This is a genomic window from Acinetobacter sp. KS-LM10, from assembly GCF_036896575.1.
GTDB classification, from domain to species: Bacteria; Pseudomonadota; Gammaproteobacteria; order Pseudomonadales; family Moraxellaceae; genus Acinetobacter; species Acinetobacter avistercoris.
Window position 1 is genome coordinate 1,766,029 of the sequence record NZ_CP145906.1, and the last position, 21,200, is coordinate 1,787,228.

18 protein-coding genes and 1 pseudogene are annotated in these 21,200 nt (G+C 38.0%); 15 read left to right on the forward strand and 4 right to left on the reverse strand.

The features are described from left to right. Positions 1 to 30 precede the first annotated feature (30 nt). Positions 31 to 1,242, forward strand: a complete 1,212-nt coding sequence (locus tag V5M36_RS08050) for a 3-oxoadipyl-CoA thiolase (RefSeq protein WP_338557770.1) — start codon at positions 31 to 33, stop codon at positions 1,240 to 1,242. 388 nt (positions 1,243 to 1,630) lie between these two features. Here V5M36_RS08050 and V5M36_RS08055 read toward each other — a convergent pair whose 3' ends face one another. After that, complete coding sequence (locus V5M36_RS08055; protein ID WP_338557771.1) at positions 1,631 to 2,164, reverse strand: MarR family winged helix-turn-helix transcriptional regulator; 534 nt, start codon at positions 2,162 to 2,164, stop codon at positions 1,631 to 1,633. A 446-nt stretch (positions 2,165 to 2,610) separates the two neighbouring features. On the opposite strand from V5M36_RS08055, the gene V5M36_RS08060 reads away from it, so the two are divergent. From V5M36_RS08060 to aliA, 4 genes are all read left to right on the forward strand, one after another. Continuing rightward, positions 2,611 to 3,378: a glucose 1-dehydrogenase gene (locus tag V5M36_RS08060; protein ID WP_338557773.1), complete on the forward strand. Its 768-nt coding sequence runs from the start codon at positions 2,611 to 2,613 to the stop codon at positions 3,376 to 3,378. A 156-nt stretch (positions 3,379 to 3,534) separates the two neighbouring features. Next, complete coding sequence (gene badI, locus V5M36_RS08065; RefSeq protein ID WP_338557774.1) at positions 3,535 to 4,317, forward strand: 2-ketocyclohexanecarboxyl-CoA hydrolase; 783 nt, start codon at positions 3,535 to 3,537, stop codon at positions 4,315 to 4,317. Positions 4,318 to 4,329: 12 nt separating this feature from the next. Next, positions 4,330 to 5,487, forward strand: coding sequence for a cyclohexanecarboxyl-CoA dehydrogenase (aliB, locus tag V5M36_RS08070; RefSeq protein ID WP_338557776.1), 1,158 nt, complete (start codon positions 4,330 to 4,332; stop codon positions 5,485 to 5,487). A 63-nt stretch (positions 5,488 to 5,550) separates the two neighbouring features. Beyond that, a complete protein-coding gene (gene aliA, locus V5M36_RS08075) occupies positions 5,551 to 7,218 on the forward strand; it encodes a cyclohexanecarboxylate-CoA ligase (protein WP_338557777.1) in 1,668 nt (555 codons plus the stop codon). Between the two features lie 188 nt (positions 7,219 to 7,406). Here aliA and V5M36_RS08080 read toward each other — a convergent pair whose 3' ends face one another. Further along, a complete protein-coding gene (locus V5M36_RS08080) occupies positions 7,407 to 8,084 on the reverse strand; it encodes a type 1 glutamine amidotransferase domain-containing protein (RefSeq protein WP_338557778.1) in 678 nt (225 codons plus the stop codon). 719 nt (positions 8,085 to 8,803) lie between these two features. Here V5M36_RS08080 and V5M36_RS08085 point away from each other — a divergent pair. The 3 genes from V5M36_RS08085 to V5M36_RS08095 all read left to right on the forward strand — a co-directional run bounded on the left by V5M36_RS08085 (position 8,804) and on the right by V5M36_RS08095 (position 11,670). Further along, complete coding sequence (locus V5M36_RS08085) at positions 8,804 to 9,796, forward strand: DUF1852 domain-containing protein (RefSeq protein WP_338557780.1); 993 nt, start codon at positions 8,804 to 8,806, stop codon at positions 9,794 to 9,796. A 34-nt stretch (positions 9,797 to 9,830) separates the two neighbouring features. Further along, on the forward strand, positions 9,831 to 10,859 hold the full coding sequence (locus V5M36_RS08090; RefSeq protein WP_338557782.1) for a methionine synthase: 1,029 nt from the start codon (positions 9,831 to 9,833) through the stop codon (positions 10,857 to 10,859). 319 nt (positions 10,860 to 11,178) lie between these two features. After that, positions 11,179 to 11,670: a flavin reductase gene (locus tag V5M36_RS08095; protein WP_338557783.1), complete on the forward strand. Its 492-nt coding sequence runs from the start codon at positions 11,179 to 11,181 to the stop codon at positions 11,668 to 11,670. Between the two features lie 143 nt (positions 11,671 to 11,813). On the opposite strand, the gene V5M36_RS08100 is transcribed toward V5M36_RS08095, so the two are convergent. After that, entirely contained in the window at positions 11,814 to 12,491 is a 678-nt protein-coding gene (locus tag V5M36_RS08100) for an IS1595 family transposase (protein WP_338557785.1), read from the reverse strand. Between the two features lie 61 nt (positions 12,492 to 12,552). Between V5M36_RS08100 and V5M36_RS08105 the strand changes: the two are divergent. The 4 genes and pseudogenes from V5M36_RS08105 (at position 12,553) to V5M36_RS08120 (ending at position 18,749) form a co-directional block, all read left to right on the forward strand. Beyond that, positions 12,553 to 15,408, forward strand: a pseudogene (locus tag V5M36_RS08105) (type VI secretion system Vgr family protein). Further along, the gene (locus V5M36_RS08110; RefSeq protein WP_338557787.1) at positions 15,408 to 16,409 is read left to right on the forward strand and encodes a hypothetical protein; all 1,002 of its coding nucleotides are present in this window, start codon (positions 15,408 to 15,410) and stop codon (positions 16,407 to 16,409) included. Before V5M36_RS08105 ends, V5M36_RS08110 begins: the two are co-directional and overlap by 1 nt. A gap of 26 nt (positions 16,410 to 16,435) precedes the next feature. Then, positions 16,436 to 17,701 (forward strand): type VI immunity family protein, encoded by a 1,266-nt coding sequence (locus V5M36_RS08115; RefSeq protein WP_338557788.1) that lies wholly within the window; start codon positions 16,436 to 16,438, stop codon positions 17,699 to 17,701. Beyond that, positions 17,691 to 18,749 carry a PoNe immunity protein domain-containing protein gene (locus V5M36_RS08120; protein ID WP_338564110.1) on the forward strand — a complete coding sequence of 353 codons (1,059 nt, stop codon included), beginning with the start codon at positions 17,691 to 17,693 and terminating at the stop codon, positions 18,747 to 18,749. The genes V5M36_RS08115 and V5M36_RS08120 overlap by 11 nt, the downstream gene beginning before the upstream one ends. 126 nt (positions 18,750 to 18,875) lie before the next feature. On the opposite strand, the gene V5M36_RS08125 is transcribed toward V5M36_RS08120, so the two are convergent. Then, entirely contained in the window at positions 18,876 to 19,187 is a 312-nt protein-coding gene (locus tag V5M36_RS08125) for a metalloregulator ArsR/SmtB family transcription factor (RefSeq protein ID WP_338557789.1), read from the reverse strand. Positions 19,188 to 19,307: 120 nt separating this feature from the next. On the opposite strand from V5M36_RS08125, the gene V5M36_RS08130 reads away from it, so the two are divergent. Genes V5M36_RS08130 through V5M36_RS08140 form a run of 3 tightly spaced genes read left to right on the forward strand, consistent with a single transcriptional unit; the run spans position 19,308 to position 21,017 of the window. Next, positions 19,308 to 19,724, forward strand: a complete 417-nt coding sequence (locus tag V5M36_RS08130; RefSeq protein ID WP_338557791.1) for a YeeE/YedE family protein — start codon at positions 19,308 to 19,310, stop codon at positions 19,722 to 19,724. Between the two features lies 1 nt (position 19,725). Further along, positions 19,726 to 20,142 (forward strand): DUF6691 family protein, encoded by a 417-nt coding sequence (locus tag V5M36_RS08135; RefSeq protein WP_338557793.1) that lies wholly within the window; start codon positions 19,726 to 19,728, stop codon positions 20,140 to 20,142. Between the two features lie 2 nt (positions 20,143 to 20,144). Beyond that, a complete protein-coding gene (locus V5M36_RS08140; RefSeq protein ID WP_338557796.1) occupies positions 20,145 to 21,017 on the forward strand; it encodes an MBL fold metallo-hydrolase in 873 nt (290 codons plus the stop codon). Positions 21,018 to 21,200: the final 183 nt, after the last annotated feature.

Genomic DNA, 21,200 nt, shown 5'->3' on the forward strand with positions numbered 1-21,200 from the left:
CTCATTAAATAAAATTTAAAGGAACAACGGATGTTAAATGCTTATATTTATGATGGTTTACGTTCACCCATTGGTCGTCATGCAGGAGCTTTATCCAGCATTAGACCTGATGATTTGGCAGCCACTGTCATCAAAAAATTGTTGGAAAAAACGGGGATTCCAGCTGCTGATATAGAAGATGTTATTTTTGGTAGCACCAATCAAGCGGGTGAAGATAGTCGAAATGTAGCCCGCTTTGCAGCACTCTTAGCGGGAATGCCGGTGACCGTTCCAGGTCAGACGGTAAATCGTCTTTGTGCTTCAGGTTTGGCCGCTGTCATTGATTCTGCACGTGCAATCACAGCAGGTGAAGGAGATCTTTATATTGCAGGTGGTGTAGAAAGTATGTCACGTGCGCCATTTGTATTGGCAAAAGCAGAAAGTGCATTTTCGCGTGATGCAAAAATATATGACACCACCATTGGAACACGTTTTCCCAATCCAAAATTTACCGATCAGTTTGGTGCGCATAGCATGCCTGAAACAGGTGATAACGTCGCTCATGAATTTGGTATTAGCCGCGAACAGGCCGATACTTTTGCTGCTGCGTCACAAGCAAAATATCAAGCGGCAAAAGCGACTGGATTTTTTGTTGATGAAATCACCCCAATTGAAGTTTCACAAGGGCGTAAATTACCGCCGAAACACATTGTGGAAGATGAACATCCACGTGCTGCTTCTACATTTGAGGCATTGGCCAAGCTTAAACCACTCTTTAATGGCGGCATCGTCACAGCCGGAAATGCATCAGGGATCAATGATGGTGCGGCAGCACTGATTATTGGCAGTGAAAAAGTTCAAACACAATATGGACTAAAACCTTTGGCCCGCATCCTATCATCTGCAGCTGCGGGCGTTGAGCCGCGTATTATGGGTGCAGGACCAATCGAAGCCATCAAAAAAGCAGTCAAACGCGCACAGTTAAGCTTAGATGACATGGATATTATCGAAATTAATGAAGCCTTTGCCAGCCAAGTGCTGTCTTGCTTAAAAGGTTTAGATATTGCATTGGATGATCCTCGGGTGAATCCAACTGGTGGTGCGATTGCGATCGGTCATCCACTGGGTTGTTCCGGTGCACGTTTGGCTTTGACCGTCGCACGTCAGTTACAGATTAGTGGCAAAAGATATGCGGTCATCAGCTTATGCATCGGATTGGGGCAAGGCTTAGCGATGGTCATTGAAAACCCTGAAGTGAATTAATCTGATCTATTGATCATTTGAATGTCGAGGGTCAAACTATTTATGAGATACCACTAATTGATCTCTTTCATAGGCCGAAAAAAGCTCATTAAGTGGTCATAAATTGATAGGTGAAAATCCCTTCTTCCTTTGGGAAGAAACTTAGGATGAGGGAATATCAATGATGAGTCTGTTGTCTGAATAATGACTTTTAAAAGAATTTTAATGAAGACTATGAATCATTGGCTAAGGCTATGAATGAATTTTTATTCGTAGCTCGTCGCCTTTTTCGCCGACAGTTTCAGGTATAAAAATGCCATACTATTAATCGATAAGATCAATTTTGCGATTCTTAAATTTTACAACAGTGATTTTCGACTGCCCAAAAGTGAAGTAATTAAACCATTCTTTAAGGATTCGAATGATCTAAAACTTCATTTTCAATATTTTCATTTTCGATATTTTCGATATTTTCGATATTAATACTCTTCAGGCCATCATTCACTTTATTTAACAGATGAATCAAAGTCACGACATCATCAAATGCAACATTGTTTAAAGCCTGTCCATAGAAGTTAAAGAAATTATCTTGTAACTTTTCCCATGTTTTAAAGCCCTCACTGGTGAGAGCAACATTTTTGGCACGTCGGTCATGTTCAGCGATAACACGCTCCACTAAACCATCACGCTCCAAACGCTTTAAAACGCCATCTAAATTTTGACGACTTACGCCAAGATATTCAGTTAAATCCGAAAATGACATCCCTGATTGCACATGTGATCTAGACAGCGCACCCATAACGGCCCAGTGTACAGGTGAAATACCTAATTCATTCGCACACTTTCGGTCTAAAGTATTACCGACCTGAAATAATCTAAAAAAAAGTCTATTGTGTGCAGAATACAAGGACTGGTCATAGTTTTTAGGTAGAGCATCACTCATTTTAGAAGACCATCCTGATCAAAATGTTTAAATAAAAATGAGTATACCTTATAGGTATCTGGCATAAATCAAATTCTAACTTTCTATCATCATTTGCTTTTAAATAAAACGATGCATGATTAAGTTTCATCTTCACCCTAGTTTATCGAATTAGCAGTTCATTCGATAACTATGCTGATTGAATAGAAATTATAAAATTTTTTGTGATACAGATTTGTTTATAAAAAAAATAATAGGTTTATATAAAACTTAAAAGAAAAACCCTACATGTGTCAATACATTAAATTTTAAATTTTATTAAATAACTGATATATATAATTATAATAAATAATAAAAATTATTTTATGTAAATGTATTGACACAAATGTATTCTAATTCTATTTTAATGGATATAGGAATTTAATGATCAAAAGCCAATAAAACTCGATAAGAATAGGGATGAAACAATGAAAGGATTGAAAAATAAAGTGATCATTATCACTGGCGGTGCTGGTGGCATTGGTTCGGCTACTTGTCGCCGTTTGGCTGAAGAAGGCGCCAAAATCGCAATCTTTGATATGAATATTGAAGCCGCAGAAAAGTTAGCCAATGAGATTAATCATCAAAATGGTCAAGCCTTGGCAGTGCAGTGCGATATTACGCAAAGCGATGTTGTGGAACAGGCGGTACAGCAAGTAGAAACAATGCTGGGTCCCATTGATGGTCTAGTCAATAATGCAGGTTGGGATATTTTTAAACCTTTCGTTAAAAGTAATCCTCAAGAATGGGACAAACTGATTCAGATCAATTTGGTCGGTATGTTAAATATGCATTTTGCTGTACTGAAAGGCATGATGGAACGTAATTCTGGAAGTATTGTAAATATTGCCTCTGATGCTGCACGTGTCGGTTCTTCTGGTGAAGCTGTATATGCTGCATGTAAAGGCGGATTACTTTCATTTTCTAAAACACTAGCGCGTGAACATTCTCGTCATAACATCAAAATCAACGTGATTTGCCCTGGACCAACAGACACTGCTTTATTGGCGGGTGTGACTGAAGGTGCATCTAATCCTGAAAAATTGCGTGAAGCATTTATCCGTGCGATTCCACTCGGTCGTTTAGGCCAACCTGAAGACTTAGCATCCTCGATTGCATTTTTCTTAAGTGATGATGCCAGCTTTATCACTGGACAAGTATTAAGTGTTTCTGGTGGTTTAACCATGAGTGGCTAAGCGGGCTAAAAAGGATAAATCTTTATTCTAAATGATTGCTCACAACAGTAACTTACAACAGTTACTCAGAATACCCATACTCATATCAAGATTAAAAAATCAGTAAAAAACACTAGAAAATAGAATTTAGTGATAGACATACAGGACGTTATAAAAATGAATTTTGAAGATATCTTATACGAAGTTAAAAATGGCGTGGCTTGGATCACAATTAATCGTCCTGACAAAATGAACGCTTTTCGTGGCACAACCTGTGATGAATTAATTAAAGCCTTGAATAAGGCAGGGTATGACCGTGAAATAGGTGCGATTGTACTGACTGGTGCTGGAGATCGCGCTTTCTGTACGGGCGGTGATCAATCTGCTCATGATGGTAATTATGATGGCCGCGGAACCATTGGTTTACCTATGGAAGAATTACATACGGCGATCCGTGATGTACCCAAACCTGTAATTGCACGAGTTCAAGGCTATGCGATCGGTGGCGGTAATGTATTAGCAACGATTTGTGATCTCACGATTTGTTCGGATAAAGCCATTTTTGGTCAGGTTGGTCCAAAAATGGGTTCGGTGGATCCAGGCTTTGGTACGGCTTATTTAGCGCGTGTTGTGGGTGAGAAAAAAGCCCGTGAAATTTGGTATATGTGTCGTCGCTACAGTGGACAAGAAGCGGTCGATATGGGATTGGCCAATAAATGTGTACCTGCCGATCAACTGGATGCAGAAGTTCAGGCATGGGCTGAAGAAATTTGTGAGCGTAGTCCGACTGCAATTGCGATTGCCAAACGTAGTTTCAATATGGATACCGCACACCAAGCAGGGATTGCAGGAATGGGAATGTATGCATTAAAACTCTATTACGATACGGAAGAGTCGCGTGAAGGCGTCAATGCACTCAAAGAAAAACGTAAACCTGAATTTCGTAAATTTTATAAATAGAGGAAATGCATAATGTCAAAAAATCCTTATATTTCAGAAGATTTAGAATTCTTAGCAGAAACAGTAGAGAAATTTGCACAAAAGTATATTGCACCCGGCTTTTTAGAGCGTGATCAAAGTCGAGTATTTGATCGTGATTTGGTCAAAAAAATGGGCGAGATGGGCTTTATCGCCCCAGAGTTACCTGAACAATACGGCGGTCAAGGAATGGGACGTCTGGCTGCAGGCGTTATTCACGAAGCCGTAGCCAAAGCAGACTTAAGTTTTTCCTATATCAACTTGCTTGCATCTTTAAACGGGCAGATTCTCGCTGAACATGGACAACCTGAAGTCGTCGAGCCTTGGCTTAAAAAACTGACTGCGGGCGAAGCAATCTTTTCGATTGCCCTGACTGAGCCACGTGGTGGTTCGGATGCAGCTAATCTACGTTTAAAAATCGAACGTGATGGTGATGAATATGTCATAAATGGTGAGAAAACTTCGATTTCCGCTGCTGATCAGGCCGATGCGTCGGTGGTTTTTGGTCGAACAGGTTCAATTGAAGATGCTGCACATGGCGTTACAGCCTTACTGGTTCCCATGGATTTACCTGGAATTAGCACCACACGTTTTGATTGTCATGGTCAACGCGCGATTGGTCGCGGTTCAATTTTCTTTGACAATGTACGAGTCCCTGTTAATCATCGACTGGGCGATGAAAACAAAGGTTTTGTTCAAGTGATGCAGGGTTTTGACTTTTCACGCGCCTTGATTGGCTTACAAGTACTGGCTGTAGCGCGCGTAAGTTTAGATGAAGCTTGGGAATATGCAGCCCAACGTGAAGCATTTGGTCAGCCTTTAAGCGCATTTCAAGGAGTATCACATCCATTGGCCGAGTTTGAAACAAAAGTCGATGCAGCCCGCTTATTGTGTTTACAAACATTATGGTTGAAAGATCATGATCTGCCACACACTTCCGAAGCAGGCATGTGTAAATGGTGGGGGCCTAAATTGGCTTATGACGTGATTCATCAATGTTTATTGACTTTTGGTCATGCAGGATATGACCGTGGTGTGATGGAACAACGCATGCGGGATGTTCTTGGCTTCCAGATTGGTGACGGTACAGCACAAATTATGAAAACTATTATTGCACGTAAAAAAGCAGGACGAAAAGCAGTACCGGCTTAGTTTGTTTTTAAATCATATTTAGACTGAGATTCAGCCGATATAATTAAAATTAGGAGTAAACGAATGGAATTCGATGCAGTTCTGATATCTTCAAGGAAAGAGAAGATGCTCAAGGAAGGCTACTGGCTCAATAAAACGATTATTAATTCACTACGTCAGGCTCTAAAAAAAAATCCAGATAAAACTGCATTGTTTAGTTTTAAAGTGGAATCTAAAACTGAACAGATGTTTAGCTATCAGGACCTTTGGGACATGACCAATAAAATTGCTTTAGGTCTTAAGCAATTGGGGGTGACTAAAAATGATGTCGTTTCTTGTCAATTACCGAATTGGTGGGAATTTACCATATTGTATTTGGCTTGTAGTCGTATAGGCGCCGTATTAAATCCATTGATGCCCATTTTCCGTGAACGCGAACTTGAATTTATGCTCAAACATGGAGAGTCCAAGGTATTTATCGTACCAAAAAAATTCCGTAATTTTGATCATGAACAATTAGCAAATCATTTAAAAACTAAAATTGAGACCTTAGAACACGTCATCGTGGTGAATGGTCTTGGCGAAAATAATTTTGATCAGGTCTTGGTCAATCATGGTCTTGAGCAAGATGCTTCAGCCATTGCAGCTTTGGATCAACTAGAAGCAGCTCCTGATGATATTACTCAGTTAATTTTTACTTCAGGAACGACAGGTGAACCCAAAGGAGTCATGCATACGGCGAATACTTTATATTCAAATATTGTTCCTTATGCAGAACGATTACATTTAAATGAAGATGATGTGGTGCTCATGGCATCGCCTATGGCACATCAAACAGGCTTTATGTATGGTCTCATGATGCCAATTGAGTTGAATGCAAAAGTGGTTTTACAAGATGTTTGGGATGTTTCACAGGCTGTCAATTTAATTCATCAACATCAAGTCAGTTTTACCATGGCTTCAACACCATTTTTAAATGACTTATCGAACACGGTCGCAGAACAGCATAATCAGGTCAGCAGCTTAAAAACCTTCTTATGTGCAGGCGCTCCAATTCCGGGGTCACTGGTACAAAAAGCTCGAGAGACTTTAGGGGTTAAAGTGATTTCTGCTTGGGGAATGACGGAGTGTGGCGCAATTACCACCACACGACCTGAAGATGATGATGAACGTTCCTTTAATACGGATGGTGTTGCTTTACCCGGTGTGGAAATCAAAATCATCAATAAAGCTGGAGAGATTAAACCACTCAATGAACCGGGTCGCTTAATGATTCGTTCCTGTTCAAGTTTTGGCGGCTATTTAAAACGTGCGCATTTAAATGATACCGATGCAGACGATTGGTTCGATACAGGTGATATTGCATATCAGGATGAACAAGGCTATATCCGCATATGGGGACGTAAAAAAGATGTGATTATTCGCGGTGGAGAAAATATTCCAGTGGCTGAAATTGAATCACTGCTGTATAAACATCCGAATATCGCCGTCGTGGCCTTGGTTGCCTATGCAGATGAACGCTTAGGTGAAAGAGCGTGTGCCATTATCAAGCTTAAAGATCCAAGTGAGCCTTTGGTATTGAGTGATCTTGTCACATTCTTAAAAACTCATAATCTTGCAGTGCAATATATACCTGAGCGTTTAGAGATTTGGGAGGAGATCCCAATGACACCGTCTGGCAAAATTCAAAAGTTTAAACTTCGCGAACTTCTGGCCAGTCAGATTGCTATGGCGGAAGCAGCATCAAACTAAAATTTGACATAAATCATTAAAAACCCTTGAAGCCTATTGTTCAGGGGTTTTTATTTGTGGGCAAAAATGTCTTCTCCCTTTGGGAGAAGGCTTGGATGATGAAAGTAGGATGATTAAGTTAGGATCATTAAATTAGGATAGTAGAATATTGATTTTGAGTGGGTTGATTGAAAATGACTTATAAAAGTCTATTTTAAGTGTTTGATTAATGCTTCAGCGGTTGCAGCAGAAGAGGCAGGGTTTTGTCCTGTAATCAATAAGCCGTCTTGCTGCACATGAACCTGCCAATCCTCAACTTTAGAATACTGGCCGCCTTGTTCTTTGAGCATATCTTCAACCAAAAATGGGACAATCTCGGTCAAACCAACAGCATCTTCTTCGCTATTACTAAAACCAGTCACCAATTTACCTTTGGCAATAGGTTGACCTTGCGCATCTTTAACATGGCGTAACACACCTGGTGCGTGACAGACCAAAGCCACAGGTTTATTGGCCTGCAAATTTTGCTCAATCAATGAGATTGAAGTCTGGTCTTCGGCTAAATCCCATAAAGGGCCATGCCCACCTGGATAAAACACAGCATCAAAGTCGACGATTGAAACATCACTGAGCTTTTGAGTCTCGGACAACGTTTGCATCGCAACTTGATCTGCTTCAAAACGCTGCGTCGCTTCAGTCTGAGCCTCTTTTTCATTACTTTTAGGATCTAAAGGTGGTTGACCACCGAGAGGTGAAGCCAAGGTGACTTCAACACCTTCATCCAGAAATGCATAATAGGGTGCTGCTAATTCTTCTAACCAAAAGCCTGTTTTCTGTCCAGTATGACCAAGCGTGTCATGTGAAGTTAAAACGATTAAAATTTTCATCTTATTTCCCTGTATATGCCTAATGAGATATGTGCGTAATCAATTATTAATTTAGCAAGTAGCGAACATGAAAATTGTTGTAATACGTTGATTTGCTGTATCTGTGCATTTTGGGATTGGTTTTTTCTGAGTCTATTGATGAAATACAGGATGACAATAATCTATATAAAAATAACTCTAGTACAGAATATTTATGATCTGGACCATTATTACTGGATATTAATTAACAGCACTTAAAATATCGTTTTATAGATAAATTCTTCATTTCTTCATTTCTTCATTTCTTCATTTCTTCAATCTAATCTTATCCCAGAGCGACAAGGCATTAAAGTATGAACTCATTGCCAGCTGTAAGATTCAAAATATAATTTTATTCAGTTTATAAGGCTATGTACCGTCAAAAATAAATAATTGCCAAGCATCTGAATCTATCGAAAATGATTAAGGTAAAAGATTCAAAGATGATGAATATTATAGATGAAATAAAATTCAAATTATTGATTTTTATGTTTTTATTTTAAAATCATAATGACGTAAAATTAGAAATAAAGTCTTTAATTTTCATTATTCAAGTGCCTTTTAAACTCAATAAATACCAAGCATGAATTTTACTCATCTTTAGGTTAGATTAAATCATTTTTATTCATGTTGTGGTTCGCGTATAAATTACTGCATTGAAAGATTAAGTCGTATTTTAAAAATTAGGGTAGTACATCATCATGAGTAAAGATTTTGCATGTTCAATTAAACGTATTCGTTTCGATGAAAATTATCAGCCTGCAGAAAGTACACGTCTTACGACAAACTTTGCGAATTTAGCACGTGGTGAGCAACGTCATGAGAATCTACGCAAAACTTTAAGCATGATCGATAATCGTTTTAATGCGTTGGCACATTGGGATAATCCGCTGGCAGATCGTTATTCAGTTGAAGTTGATATCATCTCTGTCAACATGGACATTGAAGGCAATGGAAATACATTCCCAGTTATCGAAACATTAAAAACTACCATTGTTGATCATAAAGAAAATAAACGCATTGATGGCATGATCGGTAATAGTTTTTCTTCTTATGTCCGTGACTATGACTTTAGCGTTTTACTGTTAGAGCATCGTAATAAGCAATTGGCATCAGCAACACCAGAAAATTTTGGAGATTTGCATGGCAAGCTGTTTCAATCGCTCCTAAATTCAGAAGCCTACAAAGCCAATTTCAATAAAACACCTGTGATCTGCTTGAGTGTTTCAACCAGTAAAACTTATCATCGTACAGCCAATGAACATCCTATTTTAGGCGTTGAATATCAACAAGATGAATATTCATTAACGGATGAATATTTTGCCAAAATGGGTCTCAAGGTTCGTTATTTTATGCCTGCTGATAGTGTTGCACCACTGGCATTTTATTTCAGCGGAGACTTATTAGCTGATTACACTAATCTTGAGTTAATCAGTTGTATTAGCACCATGGAAACTTTCCAAAAAATTTATCGTCCTGAAATTTACAATGCCAATTCAGCTGCGGGTCAAGTATATCAACCGAGTTTGAAATACAAGGATTGTTCATTGACGCAAATTGTATATGACCGTGAAGAGCGCAGTCAGTTAGCACAAAAGCAGGGTAAATATACAGAAGAGCATTTTATTAAACCCTATCAAGCCATTCTTGAACAATGGGCTGAAACTTACGCTGTCAATAATCACGCTGCCTAATCGAACAAATATTGAAATATAGAGAAGAATGAATATGAAAATTTTATTACCCACATCTACTGCTGGCAGCTTACCAAAACCTTCTTGGCTTGCAGAGCCTGAGAAACTTTGGTCTCCTTGGAAATTAGAAGGAGATCAATTGTTTGAAGCAAAACAAGATGCTTTACGTTTGTCATTACAAGAACAAGTTCATGCTGGAATTGATATTGTGAGTGATGGTGAACAAACCCGTCAGCACTTTGTCACCACATTTATTGAACATTTGGATGGCGTAGATTTTGAAAAGCGTGAAACGGTTCGAATTCGTAATCGTTATGATGCCAATGTTCCATCTGTCGTCGGAGCTGTGAGTCGCCAAAAACCTGTGTTTGTGGAAGATGCTAAATTTCTACGTGCACAAACCAATCAGCCGATTAAATGGGCACTGCCTGGTCCAATGACCATGATTGATACGCTATATGATGGTCACTATAAAAGCCGTGAAAAACTTGCTTGGGAATTTGCTAAAATTCTTAATCAAGAAGCAAGAGAGCTGGAGGCCGCGGGTGTAGATATTATTCAGTTCGATGAGCCTGCATTTAATGTCTTCTTTGATGAAGTGAATGATTGGGGTGTTGCGACTTTAGAAAGAGCGCTCGAAGGTTTAAAATGTGAAACTGCCGTCCATATTTGCTATGGATATGGTATCAAAGCCAATACCGATTGGAAAAAGACTTTAGGCTCTGAATGGCGCCAATATGAAGAAGCTTTTCCGAAGCTACAAAAATCCAAGATCGACATTATCTCACTTGAGTGTCAAAATTCTCACGTACCTATGGATCTGATTGAACTGATTCGCGGTAAAAAAGTAATGGTGGGTGCGATTGATGTGGCAACCAATCATATTGAAACGCCAGAAGAAGTGGCGAATACTTTACGAAAAGCACTTCAGTTTGTAGATGCTGATAAACTATATCCTTCTACGAACTGTGGTATGGCGCCGTTGTCTCGTGACGTGGCAAGAGGCAAGCTGAATGCTCTTAGTGCTGGTGCGGAGATTATTCGAAAAGAGCTTACTTCTTAATACTTAATGATCTTTCTAATGTATAAACTATGCTTTGTACATTAGAATCTTTAGATTTCTTTTTTGTTGATGGCTAGATATTTATCTGTCTAGTTATTAGCGATCTTTTTTGATACTTAGATGAGCGGCTATGGTTTGATTGAAGCGTTTAGATCAAACCGAAAGCTTATAATTTAATTGGAATAACGTATTATTTCTTTTTAGCATCATAGCCATGGCTATCATAGCGCTCATAAATATCTTGAGCTTATTTAGATCTTGGATGTACGTGTTTAAAAGTTCTTTCAGAAAATATACGATCAAATTTTGGAATAAGCTAATGATTGAAGCAGCAGACTTTAGAAATGCAATGTCTTTGTTAACAAGTGCAGTCAATGTTGTGACCACAGCAGGGCTGTCTGGTCGTCATGGATTCACTGCGTCTGCTGTTTGTAGTGTTACAGACACACCGCCAACACTTTTGGTTTGTATGAATAAAGCATCAAGATCGCATGCATATTTTCTTGAAAATAAAATTCTAAGTGTTAATGTTCTTGGCGCTGAGCATGAACAAATTTCTAATATATTCTCATCAAAATTAGAATCAGAAGAACGTTTTACGCATGGAAAATGGATGGAGTTGGAAACTGGATCGCCTGTTTTAAAGGATGCTTTGGTGAATTTTGATTGTGAAATTGATCAAATTCAGGAAGTAGGAACGCATACTATTTTAATCTGTAATATTGTAGCGATCCGTAAAAACCAGCAAGATAATGCGCTCGTGTATTTTAATCGCGCTTATCATCATGTCGGTCAAACTGAAAATGTTTAACCGAGAATTTATCTTTTTTTATTCAGGTTATTAACGCTTAGAAAAATTATTTCTTACTCCAAGTATTGAAATGAAGAGTAGCGTCAAACCAATCTATTTTGTAGAATATATCACACTTTATAATTAAAAAGGGGCTTAGGAAGCTAAAGAGGGTTTTCACGGAGTAGTTTAAGCAAATCAAGGTATAAATTACTGTGTCGATGATTAAACCTATATTCCGTTTCTTTAAGATGCAAATAAAACATCTTTTTGTCAATCCCATTGAATTTAATTAAACGCTTTTTAGCATAACCCCAAAAGGATTCGATACCATTAATATGACGTTCACCACAGGCAAATTCATTTTGCCCATGGTTGACTCTCAGATGCTTATTGAAACCAATATCTACCAACCCATCATACCCTCGCCAACCATCCGTATTGATGATCGTTTCAAGTTCTATATGACCACGGATAATGCCTTGTAGTGTAGGTTTAGTGCAATCAGGGACTACTTCTGTATAAACGTTTCCTTCGCGTTTCAGAAGTCCAAATACGATGGTTTTACCTGAAGCACCACGGCCACGTTTTCCACGAATGCGTCTTGCTCCAAAGTAGGATTCATCAAGCTCAACTACACCAGTAAATGGGGAAATATTCTCACATTCAGTTGCTATCCTTTTACGGATCTTAATGAAAATTGAGTTAATCGATCTTAGAGAAATATTGGTCAATATAGCGGTATCAGTAGCCGTAAAATCCATGGAAAAAAAGCGAATAATCTGTCTGAATTTCGCCTCTGTTATTTTAGAACGGGAATAGTATCTATTTTTACTTTTCATATTAGGAAGTTACCATACAATTTTTATATGTTTACTTCCTAAGCCCCTTAAAAAATATTTGATGCTAAACAATATTTATACAGCACTCGAACAGCTTGGATTGACCGCACAGAAAAGAGCAATACATGTGCAGTTCTCTAACGCGTCTTTAAATGAACAAGTGTTCTTGCACCGTGTGGATGGTCAGCATCAACTGAATCAAGGCTTAAGTCTTAGTTTGATCTGCTTATCTACAAACGCAACGATTTCCTTAAAAGACTTTATCGGCAGTCAAGTTGCAATTGACTGTGTCACAGATAAAGGCAAACTGTCACGCCTCACTGGGATCATCACTAAAGCAGATGTAGGTGCTAGTGATGGTTCACTCACCATTTATCGTCTAACAGTAGAAGATCCAACTGCACTTTGGAAGCATCGTCGTAATTCCAGAGTGTTTATGAATAAATCAGCCGTTGAAGTTGTAGAAACCATCTTCAGCGAATGGCAATCACGTAGCCCTTTATTTGCATCAAGTCTAACTTTGGATAAAAGTGGACTAACCAAGACCTATGATGTACGACCATTTATCATGCAAAGTAATGAGCTCGATTTCGACTTTGTAAAACGACTTCTAGCATCCGAAAGTATCAACACTTTAATTGATGAATCCCAAAGTCAAGTTGCCAGTTCAAGTGAACAAATTCAACCCCAAAAATTGCGTTTAATAGATGATAATTAGCAATATAAGCCCTTGGATCGTCGTAATATTCGATTTCATCGGAGTAGTGCGGTAGAAAAACAAGACAGTATTACTGCATTTATAGGTATACGTTCATTACAACCCACTGCGGTGCATCTACAAAGATGGCAAGCGAATGTTTTAGAGCAAGAAATAGGCGCAGGTTCAACTCTTACCCGACATCAGCACTCAAATAATCAAGATGTGGCGAGTTTAGGCTTAGAACAAGCTTTTCATCTCAGTCCAGCGTGGATACAAGATCTCAAAGGTGAGGATGGCGTTAGCCCATCAGGTAATCATCAAATTGAAAAATTAAATAAAAACCTGAGTCAATATTACGATTCGCAAGCCAAACACTTTGCAGCAACCTCTACAGTACGAGACGCACATGTGGGTTATTGGTTCAAATTTACCGACCATCCTAAAATAGATCAGCATTCTGGGGCAGATAAAGAATTTCTAATTACCTCAAAGACCTTTTATAACCAGAATAACTTGCCTAAAGATTTAACAGGTCAAGTCAATCAACTGTTACAAGACAGTCATTGGCAAGTACAAAACACATTTCAAAATCAACTTATTAGCAACCTTACAGAAGAGCGCCAAGCCAATTATCTGACGTTACAACGACGCAACATCAGCACTGTTCCAGAATATAATCCAATTGAAAATCGACCATCAGCTCATCCGCAACGTGCCAAAGTGGTCGGTCCTAGTGGTGAAGAAATTCATGTCGATGAATGGGGCCGCATCAAAGTTCGTTTTCTATTTACACGTAGCGAAGATCATGGGCATGATGGTGGTGCAGGCGCTAACAATAATGACACCGACTCCGCTTGGGTAGATGTATTAACCCCATGGGCGGGTGAGGGCTATGGCGCACGTTTTTTACCTCGTATTGGTGAAATCGTGGTCATTAATTTTTTTGATGGCAATATTGACCGTCCCTATGTGGTTGGTCGAATTCATGAAGCACAACGTATTCCGACTAAGTTCGATGTAAAAGGACAACTGCCAGATACCAAGAAAATTTCAGGTATTCGTTCTAAAGAAGTGAATGGCGAAGGCTTTGGACAGCTGCGCTTTGACGATACGACTGGACAGATCAGTAGCCAATTACAAAGTAGCCATGGGGCAAGCCAACTGAATTTGGGTAATCTTAGTCATCCTAAAGACAGTGCTGAGAGTGATGGACGTGGAGAAGGTTTTGAACTGCGCACCGACCAATGGGGTGGAATCAGAGCAGGGCAAGGACTACTTCTGACTACACACAAACAAGACCAAGCGACAGGCACCCATCTGGATGCCAAAGAAGCGAAGACCCAACTCGAAGGCAGTCTCAATAACAGTAAAGCCTTAAGTGAAGTTGCGAAGAACCAACAGACCGATCCACTTGAAGTTTTGGATGGATTAAAAGCATTTCTTGATCAAATTAAAAAAAGTGAAAAAGACAAAGCCGATGCGTTTAAACAAGCATTAATGATACTGGCTTCACCAAATTCAATCGCGCTCAGCAGTAATGAAGATATTCATATATCAGCAGATGGCCAGATCAGCCATAGTGCTGGAGATAGCATTAATATGAGTACGCAAAAGAATTTACTGGCGCATGCACAAAGTAAAATGAGTTTATTTGCAGCGCAAGATGGTGCGAAAATCTATGCAGGAAAGGGAAATGTTGAGATTCAAGCACAAGGTGATGGTGCAGACTTTATCGCACGTAAAGGCGTTCAAATTATTTCGACTGAAGATACAATTTATATCACGAGTCCAAAAGAGATTCGTTTGATTGGAGATGGATCAGAACTGAAAATTAATAGTTCAGGTATATTTGTCACCACAGCGGGTAAGTTTGAGAATAAGGCAGGACAGCATTTATTTAAAGGTGGAAGTAAGCAAATATTACAATTGCCGAAACTACCTCAATTAGTCCTTGCTCAAGGCCCTTTCTCTGGAAGATTTCAGCTTTTTAAAACCAATGGCCGAAATTTCGAAGGTTATAAATATTTTATTAAGGATATGAGAGGTAATATTTTGAAAGAAGGTATTACTGATAACCAAGGTTTTACAGAGCAAGTTGTGACCGAAAAAAGTATAAAAGTAGAGTCTTATAAGTCTGTCATGAGAGAAAGTGAGCGAATTACTGAAAATTGGGAAAGCAAATTGGATTCAATGGCTAAACGTACAGGAGAAGATTAATGGCAGTTCCTGTTATTTTAGGGATTATTAAAATTGCTGGTTATGCGATTGCAGCCTATGAGCTTTATCATGTAGGGATGAATATATACACTGAAGTTGAAGCATATAAAGACAATATTAAAAAAGCTAAAGATGAAATGAAAAAAATGATGAAATCTTTAGATTTAGAGATTTCAGATAATATTGATAAAAAAACTGAATTAGCACAACTTAATGCGATAACAGGATCGGATAAACAAAGCTCGGTTACCAAAAATCCATCAGGTCGAGGAGCAACTGTAGCTGGTATACCCGCGGCCATTATGCAAAAAATTCCTTTTAGACCTGTGATTAGTAAAGTATGTGAAACAGCTGATCAACTACCAATGGTTCAGCTACGTGCAAAGAAAGGTCAAAAATTAAAGGATGCTATTCCAAAAAGCAAAGTGACAATTGTCGCTAAATTATTGAGTATGACTACCGAAGAATTCGCAGATGCTTCCATTGAAGAATTTACCATTGTGAGATTAAAGCAGCTGGCTGTTAATTTTATGATTGAATGTATGGATGAACTACTGACATGGCGAGGACCGTTAAAAGCTGAAGTGTGTTTTCCTTTTAATGCAAGAATGAATCAATTTAATAACCCACCTATTGATGGAACCACACGTTTAAAACGTGCAGGAGGCGATATTAATCCTTTTTGGCCGATGCCAAGTCGCGCACGTGGTACGATTAGTGCGGATATGGCTATACCTGAATATCGAGCTGAAGCACTTTCATTAACTAATATTTTTGCTTTAGTGGAAGTTAAATTTCAAGGAGACACAATTCAACAAAAGCAATTTGATGAATATGGAAAATTAAATAATCAATCTAAACAAGCAAAAAGGGTAAGTGGAATCACTGCTAGTGAAGGTTTTAAACTATCATTATTTCGGTATCCTGAAGACAAGTCACCAGAATCTAACGATGATAAATCACAAGGCAATTCATCTAATAATCGTCGTGGAAGAAATTAAATAGCTTAAATAATTAGGATTTATAGATGAGCACATCAACTTTATTTTTGAATGATCAAGAAATAGAAGAATTAGTTCAGGATATTCCTCTTGATACATCAATAATTTACGGGGAAGAAAAAAAAGAGTTCGGAGTTTGCCCTTATATTACATTTTATATTGATCAAAAAAAAACAAATGCTCAAGATTTTTTGGTAAAAGTTATTGATATTTACGAAGAATTTGAAATAAAAATAATTGACAAGCCATTTCATTTAAGATTTCGATGTGATACAGAGGTTTGGAAAAATGCAATTTCATGGATTAGAAGTCGTGAAGAAATATCAGCTGAAATGGCAAAAATTTATAAAAAATATTTCATTTATTATTTAGGTGCAACATCTGCACAATCTCAAGATCAAAGTCCACGTTGGGCTTTAAGTGCTAAGATTAGAGACTCTAGTGAACGCTATTCTAGCCTAAAATTAACTTTTGGTGATCAATGGTATAGATCCAATAAATCTATTTGGTACTCATTTGTTCAAAAATGTCTAGAAATACTTAACCCAATCCAAGCATATAGTGGCTATGAAATTGGAAACACAGGACAATTTGCATTTGTATCTCCTGAGTTTGAAACAGTTGAACGGATTTTCGCAGATTATTTTTACGGACTAGATATTGATCATCCTGGTATGGAGTTTTCTCATGAAAATATGTTTATTGCGGAAGATCGGGATGGTTTAGGTGGAGGTATTCGTACACCTATATGGTGCTTTTTACTTTCACCATATTGGTTAAAAAAACTTGGTTTAAATGAGGAACAAATTCGGGAAAAACTGAATGATCCTCGCATTGAAATCACAAAAATAGAAGATCTAAAAAATCCTAATGAATACAGTTTATGGATTCGTTTAGGGGAACTTTCACTTTATCCAGTTGAAGAAGGTGTACCTGAGTTGTTGGTTATGGCGAATGAATTGATTAAGCCGATACGTTGTGACAACTTAAAATTAACCACCTTAGATGCATGGGATGATGATCCAAACCCAAGGTTTGATGTTATCAGTTCGAAACAATGGATTGCCCGATTTGATAAAGACAGCACATGGCCAGAATTAAAACGAGTTGAAGTCGAACCTGAAAATGAAGAAAGAATAGATATCGTTGCAGCTGGAGAACCATGTCCACATGCAGGTTATTGGTATACGTTTGCCAAAGAAAATTCACGTCAATACTTTAAACAAGGAGATATTTTTCCTGATTTTGAAAGTGATTGGGGTGAAGTGTACTGGCAGTTTGATGGTGAATGATCAAATAATAAATTGGCATAAATGGTTAAATTTAGAAGTAAAGGACAAAAGCCAGTTTAGAGACAATTTACTTGAACAAGGAATGTATCATAAGAGATTTGATACATTTGTAAATGGTATTTACTCGGTTACTGATGGTTTTAGTAAATATAAAAATGATTCTCAATTCGGTGGATATATAGCAGCCGGAAGAAGACGAATTATAGATGGATTGGATTTAGCATCCTTACAGTATTCAGCGAGTGGTGATATTGATTTTATTCAAGAACTTTATCCATATTTACTGCATTGGACTGAAGAATATGCAGAAACCAGTCACCTCTATAATTTAAGCCCTGAAGCTAATGGTCGTTTTGTTTGGCATATTTCTCTAAGCACAGAAGATTATTGGTATATCGCATTACGTTTAGTTTGTTTTGGTTTGCTTACAGGTAATGCCGACCAAATGAGTCGTATTATGTCGATTATTGATTACAAAGAAGCAACGCCTGAAGGACAAGAAAAAGATGGCTTAATTGAGCTTTTAGTTGCGCGATTTGCTTTAGACAGAGGTATTCCACCGAATGAAGCAAGACGACATTTACCATATCGAAAACTCATAAAAGTGTTTGATGCAGAACCCCCAAAACGTCCTAAACTTATATTGCAATATTTAGAAGATTGGTATGAAGCAAGCCGACGAGAACCTTATCATGATCAACATCCACAACCAGATCTAAGATCTGGAAGAAGTTACTATGGTTATTGGTCATGGGAAGCTGCATCCGTCACTTGGTTATTGGATATTGATGACACGATTTATAGAGAACATCAGTTCTATCCAAAAGATTTGGTTGATTTTGCTAGATCACTAGCTAAAACGACTACTAGAGTAAGTCCTGTGGAAAGAATTAAAGTCAAAGGTGGAGAAAAATGTTCAAGAACTGGATATTGGACTACGCCTGCGCAACCTAATACACGTCCTTATTTTAAGCAAGATGAATTTTTACCGATTTTATCTGGGTTGGATTGGGGTGACGTATATTGGTATTTTGACGGTGAAGAATAACACCCACACATTTGAAATATGCCACCTCTATTGGGTGGCTTTTTTTATAATAAGTTTTCTTTATTAGATCTGATCATCATCACAGCTGATAAATTTGATTATAAATAGAGGAAACTAAAATAACACTTAATTCGCACAATATAATTGATACATCGTCTGCATTAGAGCGAGTACTTTAGGATCACAAACTTGATAAAAAATCAGTTTACCTTCACGCCGTGTACTCACCATATTATTTTTACGCAAGACAGTTAGCTGTTGCGAGAGAGTAGGTTGATGAATATCCGTAGAAGCTTCAATTTGTTGCACATTCAGTTCGCCATCGACCAAAACACAAAGAATCTTTAACCGGTCAGGATTTGATAATACTTTTAAACAATTCGTGACTGTATCAACTTGAGAAAAATCAATTTTAGACTGATTCACCAGTGTATTCATTACGAGATCCTTGTATTTGGCATATTTATAAATCAGTTACATAAGAGTAGCACAGAATGCTTGTTTAATATTTAAAATTATATATTATAAATAAATATATTGTAAGTAAGTATACTTAATATGTATGATTTTCTGATTGCTTTCATCGGTGGGTTAATGCTTGGTGTCTCCGTCGTTGGCTATCTGTATGTGCATGGTCGCATTGCAGGCATCAGTGGGATGATCGGACAAGTCTTAAATCCACAAACGATATTCAAAACACCCGCCATTTGGTTTTTATTGGGGCTGATCATTACGCCATTTATCTATGGTGGTTTTGTGCAGCCTGAAATTCAGTTAGATGCAAGCCCACTGATGATGGTCATTGCAGGTTTGTTGGTGGGTTTCGGTACTCGACTGGGATCAGGTTGCACCAGTGGTCATGGGATCTGTGGAATGAGTCGATTGTCCAAACGGTCAATTGTGGCAACAGTAAGCTTTATGTTTGCAGGTTTTGTTACTGTGTATATTGTCCGTCACATCACTGGAGCATTTTAAAATGAAAAATATATTCGCTTTTATTTTTGGTGCTCTTTTTTCGATTGGCTTAATGGTTTCAGGTATGTCAAACCCTGAAAAAGTTCTCGATTTCTTAGATGTATTCGGTGACTGGGATGCAAGTCTTGCTTTTGTAATGATGGGTGCGATCGCAGTAGCATTCATTCCATTTCAAATGGTCATTCGAAGCAAAACTCCTCAAACTATCTTTAATGAACAAATAGATTTACCCACCAATCAAAAGATTGATCCGAAACTGATCTCGGGCAGTTTATTATTTGGTATTGGGTGGGGTATTGCAGGTGTTTGTCCAGCGCCCAGTTTTACCTTGATCGGACTAGGACATTATCAAGTTTTGTATTTTATATGTGCAATGCTGATCGGTGTATTGATTCATCGTAAATGGTCAGGAGTTTAAAGATGTTGAGTATTCCTGTAGTCAAAGATTTTTTTCATGAAGATACCAACACCTTCAGCTATGTGGTACGTGATCCTGCGACTCAATCTTGTGCCATTATTGATAGTGTTCTAGATTACGATGCTGCATCTGCAAGCACATCAACAGATCATGCTGATCAAATCATTGCGTATATCAAACAGAATAGTCTAACCGTAGAGTGGATTCTAGAAACACATGTCCACGCTGACCACTTGACTGCTGCACAATATCTTAAAGATAAGCTGGGTGGCAAGATTGCCATGAGCCAGAAAATAGCAATCGTGCAAGAAACGTTTTCAGCTATTTATCATCTTGATATCAAACAATGGAATGCTGATCAGGGTTTTGACTATTTGTTTGAAGATCATGAATCATTTCAAATCGGAACACTAAAGTCTTATAATATTCCGACTCCAGGTCATACACCTGCATGCTTAAGCTATGTTATTGGTAATGCGGTATTTGTAGGTGATACATTATTTATGCCTGATTATGGAACTGCACGCTGTGATTTTCCGCGGGGCAGTGCTGAGCAACTTTTTGATTCAGTACAAAGTTTATATCAGCTCCCCGAAAACACTCGAGTGTATTTATGTCATGACTATTTACCTGATACACGTGAGTCATACGTATGTGAAACAGATATTGAATCTCAAAAAACAAAAAATATTCACATACATGAGGGAGTGCTCAAAGCTGAATTTGCACAAATGCGTAATCAGCGAGATTCACAACTTAGTATGCCTAAACTCATACTTCCTGCGATTCAAATTAATATGAAAGCAGGTCAGTTTCCTGAGCCAGAACATAATGGTGTTTCTTATTTAAAGCTTCCTCTCAATTACTTTAAATAAGATAGTTTAGAGATGAATAAAAAACTCGTCCTTAACTTATTCAGTTTTTTTTACTTTTCTTTTTCATTAATTTATTTTGATGAAAGAGAGAAGATGATTCAGTCACGGGCATGATAGAAACAACGATCATTCATGAATCTCACTTTATTTGAATTTTCATTTTCTAGATTTTAACTCTAGATT

Coding starts and splice junctions, on each gene's coding strand:
- V5M36_RS08115 (WP_338557788.1), top strand. CDS start 16,436: ATGAGCACATCAACTTTATTTTTGAATGATCAAGAAATAGAAGAATTA.
- aliA (WP_338557777.1), top strand. CDS start 5,551: ATGGAATTCGATGCAGTTCTGATATCTTCAAGGAAAGAGAAGATGCTC.
- V5M36_RS08130 (WP_338557791.1), top strand. CDS start 19,308: ATGTATGATTTTCTGATTGCTTTCATCGGTGGGTTAATGCTTGGTGTC.
- V5M36_RS08110 (WP_338557787.1), top strand. CDS start 15,408: ATGGCAGTTCCTGTTATTTTAGGGATTATTAAAATTGCTGGTTATGCG.
- V5M36_RS08085 (WP_338557780.1), top strand. CDS start 8,804: ATGAGTAAAGATTTTGCATGTTCAATTAAACGTATTCGTTTCGATGAA.
- V5M36_RS08080 (WP_338557778.1), bottom strand. CDS start 8,084: ATGAAAATTTTAATCGTTTTAACTTCACATGACACGCTTGGTCATACT.
- V5M36_RS08090 (WP_338557782.1), top strand. CDS start 9,831: ATGAAAATTTTATTACCCACATCTACTGCTGGCAGCTTACCAAAACCT.
- V5M36_RS08125 (WP_338557789.1), bottom strand. CDS start 19,187: ATGAATACACTGGTGAATCAGTCTAAAATTGATTTTTCTCAAGTTGAT.
- V5M36_RS08100 (WP_338557785.1), bottom strand. CDS start 12,491: ATGAAAAGTAAAAATAGATACTATTCCCGTTCTAAAATAACAGAGGCG.
- V5M36_RS08135 (WP_338557793.1), top strand. CDS start 19,726: ATGAAAAATATATTCGCTTTTATTTTTGGTGCTCTTTTTTCGATTGGC.
- V5M36_RS08055 (WP_338557771.1), bottom strand. CDS start 2,164: ATGAGTGATGCTCTACCTAAAAACTATGACCAGTCCTTGTATTCTGCA.
- V5M36_RS08120 (WP_338564110.1), top strand. CDS start 17,691: ATGGTGAATGATCAAATAATAAATTGGCATAAATGGTTAAATTTAGAA.
- V5M36_RS08050 (WP_338557770.1), top strand. CDS start 31: ATGTTAAATGCTTATATTTATGATGGTTTACGTTCACCCATTGGTCGT.
- V5M36_RS08095 (WP_338557783.1), top strand. CDS start 11,179: ATGATTGAAGCAGCAGACTTTAGAAATGCAATGTCTTTGTTAACAAGT.
- V5M36_RS08140 (WP_338557796.1), top strand. CDS start 20,145: ATGTTGAGTATTCCTGTAGTCAAAGATTTTTTTCATGAAGATACCAAC.
- aliB (WP_338557776.1), top strand. CDS start 4,330: ATGTCAAAAAATCCTTATATTTCAGAAGATTTAGAATTCTTAGCAGAA.
- badI (WP_338557774.1), top strand. CDS start 3,535: ATGAATTTTGAAGATATCTTATACGAAGTTAAAAATGGCGTGGCTTGG.
- V5M36_RS08060 (WP_338557773.1), top strand. CDS start 2,611: ATGAAAGGATTGAAAAATAAAGTGATCATTATCACTGGCGGTGCTGGT.